The sequence below is a fragment of the Geodermatophilus sp. SYSU D01105 genome (assembly GCF_054050095.1).
This window is the reverse complement of the sequence record NZ_JBJGYR010000023.1, coordinates 37,140-49,326: the sequence shown is the minus strand read 5'-3', so window position 1 is coordinate 49,326 and position 12,187 is coordinate 37,140. Positions and strand designations below refer to the sequence as shown.

The 12,187-nt window shown below is 73.5% G+C and carries 10 protein-coding genes; 8 read left to right on the top strand and 2 right to left on the bottom strand.

Features of this window, described 5'->3' with window-relative positions; genetic code table 11:
* The first annotated feature begins 20 nt into the window (after positions 1-20).
* Genes ACI79I_RS19935 through ACI79I_RS19915 form a run of 5 tightly spaced genes read left to right on the top strand, consistent with a single transcriptional unit; the run spans position 21 to position 4,482 of the window.
* Entirely contained in the window at positions 21-881 is an 861-nt protein-coding gene (locus ACI79I_RS19935; RefSeq protein ID WP_456994049.1) for a branched-chain amino acid ABC transporter permease, read from the top strand.
* On the top strand, positions 878-1,933 hold the full coding sequence (locus ACI79I_RS19930; protein ID WP_456994048.1) for a branched-chain amino acid ABC transporter permease: 1,056 nt from the start codon (positions 878-880) through the stop codon (positions 1,931-1,933). The genes ACI79I_RS19935 and ACI79I_RS19930 overlap by 4 nt, the downstream gene beginning before the upstream one ends.
* The gene (locus ACI79I_RS19925) at positions 1,930-2,688 is read left to right on the top strand and encodes an ABC transporter ATP-binding protein (protein ID WP_456994047.1); all 759 of its coding nucleotides are present in this window, start codon (positions 1,930-1,932) and stop codon (positions 2,686-2,688) included. The genes ACI79I_RS19930 and ACI79I_RS19925 overlap by 4 nt, the downstream gene beginning before the upstream one ends.
* On the top strand, positions 2,685-3,449 hold the full coding sequence (locus tag ACI79I_RS19920) for an ABC transporter ATP-binding protein (protein WP_456994046.1): 765 nt from the start codon (positions 2,685-2,687) through the stop codon (positions 3,447-3,449). Before ACI79I_RS19925 ends, ACI79I_RS19920 begins: the two co-directional genes overlap by 4 nt.
* Before the next feature lie 34 nt (positions 3,450-3,483).
* The gene (locus ACI79I_RS19915) at positions 3,484-4,482 is read left to right on the top strand and encodes an LLM class flavin-dependent oxidoreductase (protein WP_456994045.1); all 999 of its coding nucleotides are present in this window, start codon (positions 3,484-3,486) and stop codon (positions 4,480-4,482) included.
* A 10-nt stretch (positions 4,483-4,492) separates the two neighbouring features.
* On the opposite strand, the gene ACI79I_RS19910 is transcribed toward ACI79I_RS19915, so the two are convergent.
* Both ACI79I_RS19910 and ACI79I_RS19905 read right to left on the bottom strand, forming a co-directional pair.
* Positions 4,493-6,400: a helix-turn-helix domain-containing protein gene (locus ACI79I_RS19910; RefSeq protein WP_456994044.1), complete on the bottom strand. Its 1,908-nt coding sequence runs from the start codon at positions 6,398-6,400 to the stop codon at positions 4,493-4,495.
* A gap of 83 nt (positions 6,401-6,483) precedes the next feature.
* Positions 6,484-8,451 carry an AMP-binding protein gene (locus ACI79I_RS19905; RefSeq protein WP_456994043.1) on the bottom strand — a complete coding sequence of 656 codons (1,968 nt, stop codon included), beginning with the start codon at positions 8,449-8,451 and terminating at the stop codon, positions 6,484-6,486.
* Positions 8,452-8,665: 214 nt separating this feature from the next.
* On the opposite strand from ACI79I_RS19905, the gene ACI79I_RS19900 reads away from it, so the two are divergent.
* Genes ACI79I_RS19900 through ACI79I_RS19890 form a run of 3 tightly spaced genes read left to right on the top strand, consistent with a single transcriptional unit; the run spans position 8,666 to position 12,186 of the window.
* On the top strand, positions 8,666-9,913 hold the full coding sequence (locus ACI79I_RS19900) for an LLM class flavin-dependent oxidoreductase (protein ID WP_456994042.1): 1,248 nt from the start codon (positions 8,666-8,668) through the stop codon (positions 9,911-9,913).
* A 1-nt stretch (position 9,914) separates the two neighbouring features.
* Positions 9,915-11,222 carry a bifunctional 3,4-dihydroxy-2-butanone-4-phosphate synthase/GTP cyclohydrolase II gene (locus ACI79I_RS19895; protein WP_456994041.1) on the top strand — a complete coding sequence of 436 codons (1,308 nt, stop codon included), beginning with the start codon at positions 9,915-9,917 and terminating at the stop codon, positions 11,220-11,222.
* Positions 11,223-11,253: 31 nt separating this feature from the next.
* On the top strand, positions 11,254-12,186 hold the full coding sequence (locus ACI79I_RS19890) for a fumarylacetoacetate hydrolase family protein (RefSeq protein WP_456994040.1): 933 nt from the start codon (positions 11,254-11,256) through the stop codon (positions 12,184-12,186).
* Position 12,187 lies beyond the last annotated feature (1 nt).

Genomic DNA, 12,187 nt, shown 5'->3' with positions numbered 1-12,187 from the left:
ACCCACCAGGAAGGAGGCGCATGGACCAGTTGCTCTCCCAGCTCGTGCTGGGACTCGTCAGCGGCGCGCTGCTCGTGCTGCTCGCGCTCGGCCTGAACCTGATCTTCGGGCTGCTGGAGTTCATCAACTTCGCCCACGGCGCGCTGTACATGGTGGGCGCCTACGTCACCTCGTACCTGGCGGCGGCGACCGGGAGCATCTGGCCGGCGCTGCTCCTGGTGCCCCTCGTGATGGCCGCGCTGGGTGCGGTGCTGGAGCGGACGATCATCAAGCCGATGTACGGGCGCGACCAGGTCGACGCCCTGCTGCTCACCTTCGGCCTGACCTACATCCTCATCGAGGGCGTGCGGCTGGTCGCCGGCTCCGGTGGCCGCCGCGTCCCGTCGCCGGGCCTGCTGGACTTCCAGGTCCCCCTGGGGTTCGGCCGGCCCATCCCGGCCTACCTGCTGTTCGTCGTGGTCGTCGTCGGCCTGGTCGTCGCCGGGCTGTGGCTGTTCCTGCAGCGCACCAACGTCGGCCTGGTCGTGCGGGCGGGCATCCGCGACCACGTGATGATCCGGGCGCTGGGTGTGCGGTTCGACCGCTACCGCACGCTGGTGTTCGCCCTCGGTGTGGCGGTGGCCGGCATCGCCGGCGTCCTCACCGGGCCGATCACCGGCGTCTACCCGGAGATGGGCGCCGACATCCTCATCCTCGCGTTCGTGGTCGTCGTGGTCGGCGGCATGGGCAGCTTCTGGGGCGCCGTCGTCGCCGGGCTGCTGATCGGCGTCCTGGTCTCCGTGACCACCCTCTACGCGAGCATCTACGCCGGGATCGTGCCCTTCGTGCTGATGATCCTGGTGATGACGTTCCGACCGCGCGGCCTGCTGGGGGCGACATGACCGACCTGCGGACGTCCGCCTCGGACGGAACCCCGGAGACGGGGGCGGCGGCGGTCACCCTCGCCCGCGCCAGCGGCAGGGGACCGGCGCGCTGGACCTGGGGGCAGCTGGTGCTGCTCGTGGTCCTCGCGGTGGTCGTCATGTTCACCGTCCCGAACCCGAGCCTGGCCATCGGCATGCTCGTGTACGGCCTGTGGGCCGCGGGGCTGAACCTGCTGGTCGGCTACGGCGGCCTGGTGTCCTTCGGCCACGCGCTGCCCTTCGCCTGGGGCGGCTACGCGGCGGGGCTGGTGCTCCTGCACGTGAGCACCAGTGCGTGGGTCGCCATGCTGGTCTCGGCGCTGAGCATGGCGGTGCTCTCCCTGCTCGTCGGGGCGGTGTGCCTGCGCCGGTCCGAGGTGTACTTCTCGATGCTCACGCTGGCCTTCGCCCAGCTCGGCTTCTTCATCGCGCTGCAGTGGGACAGCGTCACCCGGGGGGACGACGGGCTGTCGGGGATCCCCGTCTCGACGCTGTGGCTGCCGGGCGCCAGCATCGAGCTCAACGCGCTGCGCGACCCGCTCACGTTCTTCGTGTTCACCGCGGTGGTCGTGCTGGTCGTCTTCGCCGCGCTGATCCTCTACACCGAGTCACCGATGGGCCGCGTGCTGCAGGCGATCCGGGAGAACGAGGAGCGGGCCCGCGGGTGCGGCTACAACACCCGCCTGGTCCAGCTGGTCACCTTCGTCGTCGCCGGCACGGTCGCCGGGCTGGCCGGTGGCCTGTTCGCGATGCTGAACAACTTCGTCGGCCTGCAGCCGTACTGGCTGCTGTCGGGCGTGGTGCTGATCATGGTGATCCTCGGCGGCCGGGCGTCGCTGTTCGGGCCGTTCCTCGGGGCGGTCGTCTACCTGCTCCTGGAGAGCAGCCTGAGCCGCACGTTCGCCTCCTGGCAGCTGATCGTCGGCGCGATCTTCGTCCTGTGCGTCCTGGCCTTCCCGCAGGGGCTGTGGGGGCTGGTCACGCAGACGCTGCCCGGGTTGTTCCGGCGGGGACGGAGGGCGGCCCGGTGAGCCGGCCGACGAGTGACCTGGTGCTGCAGGCCGAGGGGCTGGACCGCTCCTTCGGCGGCATCCACGCGGTGGACGACGTCTCCCTCGAGGTCCCCGAGGGCAGCCTGCACGCGATCATCGGCCCGAACGGCTCGGGCAAGACGACGCTGTTCAACCTGCTCACCGGGCACACCCGGCCCAGCGCCGGGCGGGTGCGGTTCGCCGGCGAGGACATCACCGGCATGCCGTACTCGAAGGTGGCCCGCAGGGGGCTGGCGAAGTCCTACCAGATCACCACGGTGTTCCCGCTGCTCACCGTCTTCGAGAACGTGCGCATCGCGGCGCAGGCGGCCTCCCACTCCTACGTGTTCTGGCGGCCCGCCGACGGGATCAAGGCGGTCACCCGGCGCACCGAGGAGGTGCTGGAGCGGATCGGCCTGGCCCGCGACCGGGACCTCATCGCCAGCAACCTCTCCCACGGCGACCAGCGCCGCCTCGACCTCGCCATCGCCCTGGCCACCTCGCCCCGCCTGCTCCTGCTCGACGAGCCGACGGCGGGGATGAGCCCACCCGAGACCGCCGCGACCGTCGAGCTGGTGCAGGAGCTGAACCGGGACGTGACCATCCTGATGATCGAGCACAAGATGGACGTGATCCTCTCGATCGCCGACCGGATCACCGTCCTGCACCAGGGGCGCAAGCTCTTCGAGGGGACGCCGGAGGAGGTCCGGACCCATCCCGAGGTCCAGGCCGTCTACCTGACGGGCAGCCGGTGAGCACCGCCCAGGGCGCCGGCCGCGCGGAGCGGGCGGACGCCGCCGGGCAGGCGCTGCTCGAGGTCGAGGGCATCCAGTCCTACTACGGGCTGGCCCACGTGCTGCAGGGCGTCTCGCTGACCGTGCAGCAGGGCGAGCTGGTCGCGCTGCTCGGCCGCAACGGGGCCGGCAAGACCACCACGGTGAAGTCGATCATGGGGCTGGTCACGGTCCGCGGCGGGCACATCCGCTGCGCGGGCCGGGACGTCGTCGGGCTGCCGGCCGAGACCGTCGCCCAGTCCGGGGTCGGCTACGTCCCCGAGGACCGCCGGATGTTCCCCGGGCTCACCGTGCGGGAGAACTTCCGCCTCGCCGCGCTGGGCTCGCGCGTGCCCAAGGCCGAGCAGCAGGCGGCGCTGCAGCGCGCCCTGGAGGTCTTCCCCCAGCTCGAGCCGCACCTCGACCGCGACGCCTCCCGGCTCTCGGGCGGCCAGCAGCAGATGGTCGCCGTCGGCCGGGCGCTCATCTGCGGGCGCAACCTGCTGCTGGTCGACGAGGTGACCCAGGGGCTGGCGCCGAACATCGCCGCCGACATGGGGACCACGCTCCGGCAGATCGCCGACGGCGGGCACGGCGTCCTGCTCGTGGAGCAGAACGCCCAGATGGCCCTCGAGCTCGCCGACCGGGTCTACGTCATCGACTCCGGCGTGATCGTGCACTCGGGGAACGCCGCGGAGCTGCGCCGCGACCCCGGCTGGATGGAGCAGTACCTGTCGCTGTGACCGTCGTCCACCCCCGAGGGAGACCCCTGCCCGCATGGCCGAGACCGGCGTCGCGCTGCCCACCTTCGTCCCCGCGCGGACCTGTGAGTTCGTGGAGCTGGCCCGGGCGGCGGAGGACGCCGGTTACGCCGCCTTCTACACGACCGAGTCGCTGACCGACACCCTCTCGATCGACCTGGCCATGCTGCTGGGCACCAGCCGCATCCGGGTCGGCAGCTGCGTGGCGATCAGCTACCTGCGCCACCCGGTCGTCACCGCGCAGATGGCGGTGACCGCCGCGGACCTCTCCGGTGGCCGGTTCGTGCTGGGCCTCGGCCTGGGGCACAAGGTCCGGCTGGCCGCGCTCGGCGTGGAGGTGGGTCGGCCGAGCGAGGACCTGCCGGCCTACGTCCGGGACGTCAAGGCCGTGCTGGAGGGCCGCGGCCGGGAGCGCTACCCCGACCTCCCCCCGCAGGTCTACCAGGGGGAGCTGCTGGACTTCCGGCTGCCGGAGCACCCCGTGCCGGTGTACACCGCCGCGGTGGGTCCGAGGATGGCCGAGGCCGGGGCGATGGTCTCCGACGGGGTCATGGCCTGGCTGGTCCCGCGCTCGGGCCTGGCCGTGCTGGCCGCGGCCACCGCCCGCGCGGGGGAGCGCACCGACCGGCCGGCGCCGGTGGTGGAGGCCACCGTGCACGCGTTCGTCACCGAGGACCTGGCGGCGGCGCGGGACGCCGCGCGGGCCTCCCTCGGCTACTGGGTCGGGCTGCCCAGCTACAACAGCGCGCTGGCCCGCGCCGGCTACGAGGCCGAGGCCGCGGCGATCGCCGCCGCGTTCGCCGCCGACGACCAGGCCGGGCTGCGCGCGGCGATCTCCGACCGGCTGGTCGACGAGTACTGCCTGGTCGGGCCGCCGGCGCGGTGCCGGGAGCAGCTCGCGGCCTGGCACGAGACCGATGCGGCGACCGTCGCCGTCGTCCCGCACCCCGTGGAGGGCGACGAGGGCTACGTCGCCGGGGTGCGCCGGGCCATGGCCCAGCTCGCCCCCCGCTGAGCGCGGCCGGTCAGTCCGGGTCGCCGAGGACGGACTCGACCATGAGCGCCAGCTGCAGGTGCAGCAGCGCCTGCGGGTCGCTGAGGTCCAGGTCGAGCAGCTCCTCCACCCGCCGCAGGCGGTAGGCCACGGTGTTGGGGTGCACGTGCAGCGACTTGGCCGTGACCGAGACGTTGCACCGGTGGGACATGTAGGCGTCCAGCGTGGCGCGCAGGCTGGTCTGGTGCTGCCGGTCGTAGGCCCGGACGGTGCCGAGCATGGAGTCGGCGAAGGACTGCAGCTCGCGGGGACGCTTGACCTGCAGCAGCAGCCGGTAGGCGCCGATCGTGTCCAGGGAGACCACGCGGTCGCCGCGCTCGGAGTGCTGCACGAGGTCGAGCACGCCGCAGGTCAGCCGGTAGGCGTCGCCGTACTCGTGGACGTCGGTGCACGAGGGCCCCACGCTGATGGTCGCCGTCCACCCGCTGGCGTAGGCCTGGATCTCCCGGCGGAGGTGCTCGGCGAAGTCCTTGGCGCAGCGGGTGCACTCCGCGTCGTCCCACAGCACCACGACGTGGTCGCTGCGCGTGGCGGTGAGCGTGGCACCCCGCCACGCGGCACCGGTCCGCTGGACCAGGGACAGCAGTGCACGCTGGGCGTAGGCGGCCCGGTCCTCGGAGTCCGCGCCGGTCGCGCCGGGGGTGGGGTCGCGCCGGATGACCAGCACGGTGTGCGGCCGCGACAGGTCCGCACCCAGCTGGCGGGCACGGGCGAGCAGCGCGTCGGAGGAGTGGGTGCCGGGGTCGAGGAGGTCGTCGAGGAAGTCGCGCGAGAGCCGCCACTCGACCTCCTGGGCGGTGCGCTCCTTGAGCAGCGCCAGCGCCACGACCGCGGCGGCCCGGGTGAGCGCCCGTCGCTGCGCCGACCCCAGCGGCTGTCCCGGCGGCAGCGCCCAGAGGTGCCCGGCGGTCTCCTCGTCGACGACGACGGGGACCACCAGTCCCTCGGAGCCGGCGGGCCGGCCCTCCTCGGCCGGGACGTCGACCGCCTCGACGTCCACCTCGTCGCCGACCCGTGCGCGGGCGCGGGCGTAGGCGTCGGCGACCTGACGCTGGCCGGTGTCCGGCCGGCCGACGCCGCAGGCCGAGGCCAGGAGGCGGCCACCGGCGTCGTCGATCGCGACCCCGCACCGCAGCTTCGCCGCCACCGACTCGGCGATCGCCGCGAGCCCGCCGCCGCGCAGCACGATCCGCAGCAGCGCCTGGTGGTCCTCGTCGGCGCGGCGCTGGGCGTCCAGCTCGGCGGTCAGGCCACCGGCCTCGGCGGCGAGCCGGTCGGCCCGCTCGCGGGCCTCGGTCACCCGTCGCGTGGTCTCGATGGCCAGCCCGGCCTGGTTGGCCATGCTCTCCATGAGGATGATCTCGCGCGCGGAGAAGTCGTGCTTGTCCACGGTGTAGCAGTTGACCAGCCCGAACGGGACCTGGCCCACGACCAGCGGCACCGCCAGCAGCGACGAGTACCCCTGCTGGGCGGCGACCGTCTCCCACGAGCGGGACGGCGCGTCGGCGGCGATGTCGAGCACGGTGACCGGCCGCTGCGCCCGGAAGGCGCGGCTGGAGGGACCCTCGCCGGTGTCGCCGGGGCGCAGCAGGATCGGCGTCCGGGCGTTGATGGCGTCGATGTACTCCTGGGACAGGCCGTAGGAGCCCTGGATGATCAGCGCCTCCCGCACGGGGTCGGCGACGAACACCGCGCAGAAGTCGTACCCGGTCAGCCGGGCCGTGGTCCCGGCGATCAGGTCCAGCAGCTCGCCCTGGGGCACGGCCCGGTTCGCCGCCCGGGTGATCTCGGCGATCGCGTCCAGCCACGAGCTCAGCTCGGCGGCGGCCGGTTCACCGGCGAGGAGGACGTCGGCCTCGGCGAGTGGCGGGTGCACCACGACGGATCCCTCCTCCACGGCGCTGTGTTGCAGGTCACGCCACTCTACGGACACCGCAACCCCCTGTTCCGCTTTTCGCTCCGTCACCCGACCGACGCGGCGTCCGTGCGCGGCCACCCGTCGAGGACGGTGAGGTCCTCCATCGAGGAGAGGTCGCCTGCCGGCGTCCCGAGGTAGGAGGCCCGGGCCACGCGGCGCAGGATCTTGCCGTTGCGGGTCTTGGGCAGCGCCGGGACGACGTGGACCGCGCGCGGGGCCATCGCCTTGCCCAGGGCCGCGGTGAGCACCTGCTGCAGCGCCGGGACGGCGGCGTCGGCGTCCACCTCGTCGTGCAGCACGACGAAGCAGACCAGCGCCTCGCCCTTGACGACGTCCGGGACCCCGACGGCGGCGGCCTCGACGACCCGCTCGTCGTCGACCAGCAGCGACTCCACCTCGGCGGGGCCCAGCCGCTTGCCGGCGACCTTGATCGTGTCGTCGGACCGGCCCAGCAGGTACCAGTAGCCGTCGGCGTCGACGTAGGCGAGGTCGCCGTGGTGCCAGATGCCGGGGAAGCGCTGCCAGTACGCCTCCAGGTAGCGCTCCTCGTCGTGCCAGAAGCCCTTGGTCATGCCCGGCCACACCGAGCGGACGACGAGCTCGCCGATCTCCCCGCGGACCGACTGCCCCCGCTCGTCGACGACGTCGGCGCGGACGCCGAGGGTGGGCCCGGCGAACGAGGCCGGCTTGACCGGCAGGAACGTCGAGCCGCACAGCAGCGACCCGCCGATCTCGGTGCCGCCGGAGATGTTCACGATCGGCGCCCGGCCCTTGCCGACGTGCTCTGCGCACCAGTGCCAGGGGCCCACGTTCCAGGGTTCCCCGGTGGACCCGATCGCCCGCAGGTCGGGGAGGTCGTGCCGGTCGGGCCAGGAGTCGCCGTGGGCCATGAGCGCGCGGACGACGGTGGGGGAGATGCCGAGCACGGTGGTGCGGCTGCGCTCGGCGACCGCCCAGAGCCGGTCGGGCTCGGGCCAGTCCGGCACCCCCTCGAAGAAGACGGCGGTGCCCCCGTTGCCCAGCGCCGCCGCGATGACGAACGAGCCCATGACCCAGCCCATGTCGGTCAGCCACAGCATCGCCGCGGTCTCGTCGACGCCCATGGCGTGCCGGGCCTCGAGCGCGACCTTGAACGGCAGGCCGGCGTGGGTGTGCACGCAGCCCTTGGGCCGGCCGGTGCTGCCCGAGGTGTAGAGCAGCAGGCAGGGCGCGTCGGCGTCCATGGGCTCGGCCTGCTCCACCGGTCGGGCGGTGGCGCACGCGTCGTGCCACCACCTGTCCCGGCCCGGCGTCATGCGGACGTCCACCCCGAGGCGGCGCACCACCAGCACCGTGTGCAGACCGGGCAGGCCCCGGACGGCGTCGTCGGCGACCTCCTTGAGCGGCACCGGGCGGCCACGGCGCGGTACGGCGTCGCACGTGACCAGCACCGAGGCGCCGGAGTCCTCGAGCCGGGCGCGCACCGCGAGCGGCCCGTAGCCGCTGAACAACGGCACGACGACCGCGCCGATCTTGGCCGCGGCCAGCACGGTGGCGATGGCCTCCGGCACCATCGGCAGCAGCAGGGCCACCACGTCCCCGGTGCCGACGCCCGCGGCGCGCAGCGCGCCGGCGGCCGCGTCCACGAGCGACTTCAGCTCGGCGTAGGTGAGCGTGCGGGTGGCGCCGTCGTCCCCCTCCCACCAGACGGCGCGGGCCGCCCCGCGCCCCTCCCGGACCCAGCGGTCGACGGCGAAGTCGGCCCAGTTCAGCTGCCCGCCGACGAAGAACCGGGGGTGCTCGGGGCCCCGCGACAGGTCGAGCACGGTCTCGTAGGGGCGCATCCACGGGATGCCGAGGTCGGCCATCCCCGCGGCCCAGTACCACTCGGGGTCGGCGGCCGCCCGCTCGGCGAACTCGCGCGCGTCGGCGATGCCGTGCCGGGCCGCCATCCGCCCGGCGGGCGAGGCCGCGAAGGCCCCGGGTGGGGGCGAGAAGGCCACCGGCAGGCCCTCGAGTTCGTCGATGGACACGCTGTCTCCCAACCGACCGGGCGGCTCCGGGACCGCCGTCCAGGGCGGCCAGTATCGAGTCGCCGAGGGGCCGCCCGGCTTGTGTGGGGACACAAAGGGATGCGGGCAGACACTGTCGGGACCTCACGTGCCAGGCCCCGCCGTCCTCCGTAGCGTCCCTGCTCGACCCGGGGTGATCCACCCCACAGTCCGGACGAAGCGGAGGCCGGCGGCCATGGTGAAAGTGATCCTGCAGCTCTACCCCCAGGTGGCCGCGACCCGCGAGGAGCGCATCGAGCAGCGGCCCCTCGGCCGGGACGCCGAGCGCTACCAGGCGCTGATCCGGGAGATGCCGACGATCGTCCGGGCGGCCGACGAGCTGGGGCTGTGGGGGATCTCCTCGATCGAGCACCACTTCCACAGCGAGGGCTACGAGGTCGGCCCCAACCCCGGCCTGCTGGACGCCTACTGGGCGGCCATGACCACGAACATCCGGGTCGGCCAGCTCGGCTACACGATGAGCGCGCAGAACCCGTTCCGCGTGGCCGAGGACGTCGCCGTCATCGACCACCTGTCCGGCGGCCGTTCCTTCTGCGGCTTCTCCCGCGGGTACCAGGCGCGCTGGACCAACATCCTCGGCCAGCACCTGGGCACCCGCGCCACGCTCTCGCCGTCGGGCAACCAGGAGAAGATGGCCGAGCTGGACGAGGCCACGAAGGCCGCCCGGTTCTCCGACGACCAGGTCAACCGGGAGATCTTCGAGGAGAACGTCGAGCTGGTGCTCCAGTCCTGGACCCAGGACAGCGTCGAGGCCAAGGGCCGCTGGCAGGTGCCCTACCCCTACGAGGAGGGCGTCGACTGGACGATGACGGCGACCCGCGAGCTCGGCGCACCCGGCGAGATGGACGAGCACAACCGGATCCGCCGGGTCAGCGTCGTCCCGAGCCCGCTGCAGAAGCCCTACCCGCCGGTGTTCGTCTCCAGCAACGCGAGCAAGGAGACGATCGAGTACTGCGGCCCGCGCGGCTTCATCCCGACCTACTTCTCCAAGATCGAGCGGGCGGCCGAGTTCGGCGCGGCCTACGTCGACGCCGCGGCCTCCGCCGGCCGGGACTACGCGCTCGGGCAGAACCAGGCCCTGGTGCGGTGGGGGCAGATGGCCGAGACCGAGGACGAGGCCCGTCGCATGGTGGCCGAGTACGACGTCGACATCTTCCGCGACCTGTACGCCGGCACCACGCCGATGAAGTTCGACCCGGCCAACCCGGTGGACTCCGTCGTGAACTCGGGGCTGTGGGTGGTGGGCACCCCGGAGCAGGTCCGCGACCAGTACGTGGAGCTGTGGCGGCAACTGCCGGCCGAGTACGTCGTGCTCATCTACCACTGGGCGCAGCAGCCGGCCGAGAGCGTCGTGCGGCAGCTGGAGCTGTTCATGGAGCACGTCAAGCCCGCGCTCGACGAGATGACCCCCTACGAGGCCTGACGTGGGCGACGGGACGCCGGCCGCCGGCGAGCCGCGGTTCGACCCGGTCGAGCTGGCGGTGCAGGAGATCGCCGACGGCGGCATGGTCGTGGTGGTCGACGACGAGGACCGGGAGGACGAGGGCGACCTGGTCATGGCCGCCGTCCACGCCCGCCCGCCGGACCTCGCCTTCATGGTCCGGCACGGCTCCGGTGTGGTGTGCGTGGCGCTGACCGGGGAGCGCTGCGACGACCTCGACCTGCCGCTCATGGTGGGCGGCGGCAACACCGAGTCGCACCGGACGGCGTTCACCCACACCGTGGACCTCGCGGCGGGGACGACGACGGGCATCTCGGCGGCCGACCGCGCGGCGACGATCCGTGCGCTGGCCGACCCGGCCGTGGGCGCGGCGGCCTTCAACCGGCCCGGTCACGTGTTCCCGCTGCGGGCCCGCGAGGGCGGCGTCCTCCGGCGGGCCGGGCACACCGAGGCGGCGGTCGACCTGGCGCGCCTGGCCGGCCTGGAGCCCGCCGGGGTCATCTGCGAGGTCGTCAACGACGACGGCACGATGGCCCGGCGTCCCGAGCTGTTCCGCTTCGCGGCCGTGCACGGGCTGCCGATCATCACCGTCGCGGACCTGATCGCCCACCGCCGGCGGGTCGACGCCCTGGTGGAGCGGACCGGGGACGCCCGCGTCCCCACGCCGTGGGGGGAGTTCCGGTGCCTCAGCTACCGGTCGGTCCTCGACGGCACCGAGCACGCGGCCTTCACCCTCGGGGACGTCACCGGCGACGAGGAGCTCCTCGTGCGGGTGCACAGCGAGTGCCTGACCGGCGACATCTTCCGGTCCCTGCGCTGCGACTGCGGCCCGCAGCTGGAGGCGGCGATGGCCCGAGTGGCCGCCGCGGGGCGGGGCGCGGTCGTGTACCTGCGCGGTCACGAGGGCCGGGGCATCGGCCTGGGGCACAAGCTGCGCGCCTACGACCTGCAGGACGCCGGGCGGGACACCGTGGACGCCAACCTCGACCTCGGTGTCCCCGTCGACAGCCGCGAGTACGGCGTCGGGGCGCAGATCCTCGTGGACCTCGGCGCCCGCCGGCTGCGGCTGCTCACCAACAACCCGGACAAGTACGGCGGCCTGGCCGGCCACGGGCTGGAGATCGTGGCCCGCGAGCCACTGCAGACCGAGCCGAACCCGGAGAACCTCGTCTACCTGCGCACCAAGAAGCGGCGCATGGGCCACCTGCTGGAGGGCCTCGAGGACCCGCCGGCCGCCGTCCCCCCGCCGGCCCGCGAGCTGTTCGCGGGGTCCGGCTCCGCGTTCGTCTGACACCCGACCCGCTCTCCGAGGAGGACCCCCCGTGCGCTGGACCACCTACGTCTCGCCCTCCGACGGCCAGGAACACCCGGCGGTGCTGGTCGACGGCGCCCTGCACGGACTGCGCACGGCTCCCCGGCTGCTCGACCTGCTGGGGGACGACGGCGAGCGGCTGGCCCGGGCGGCCGAGCAGGCGCAGTCCGACCCGCTCGACGTCGTCCCCGAGGCCGAGGCCCGGCTGCGCGCGCCCATCCCGGTGCCGCCGTCGGTCCGGGACTTCTACGCCTTCGAGACCCACGTCCGGACCTACCGGGAGGCCAACGGCCTGCAGATGGACCCCGACTGGTACCAGCGGCCGGTCTTCTACTTCCAGAACCCGGCGGCGGTCCGGGGGGCGCGCGACGACGTCCCGGTGCCGCCGGGCTGCACGGACTTCGACTTCGAGCTCGAGTTCGCCGCGGTGATCGGGCGCACCGGGGCCAACCTGGCGCCCGACGAGGCCGAGGAGCACATCGCCGGGTACCTGCTGTTCTGCGACTGGAGCGCCCGGGACCTGCAGGCCCAGGAGGTCCGCCACAGCATGGGCCCGGTCAAGGGCAAGGACACCGCGACCAGCCTCGGGCCCTGGCTGGTCACCCCCGACGAGCTCGAGCCCCGCCGCCGGGGGAAGTCCTTCGACCTGCAGATGCAGGCCTCGGTGAACGGCTCGATCTACAGCAAGGGCAACGCCGCCGACCTCTACTGGAGCTTCGGCCAGATGATCGCCTACGCCTCGCGCGGCACCGAGGTGCGCACCGGCGACGTCATCGGTAGCGGGACGGTCGGGACCGGCTGCATCCTCGAGCTGTCCACGGTGCACGGCTCCGAGCAGTACCCGTGGCTGCGGCCGGGGGACCAGGTGCGGCTGGAGGCCGAACTGCTCGGGGCCATCACCGCGACCATCACCGAGCCGCAGCCGCTGCACCCCTTGCAGTGAC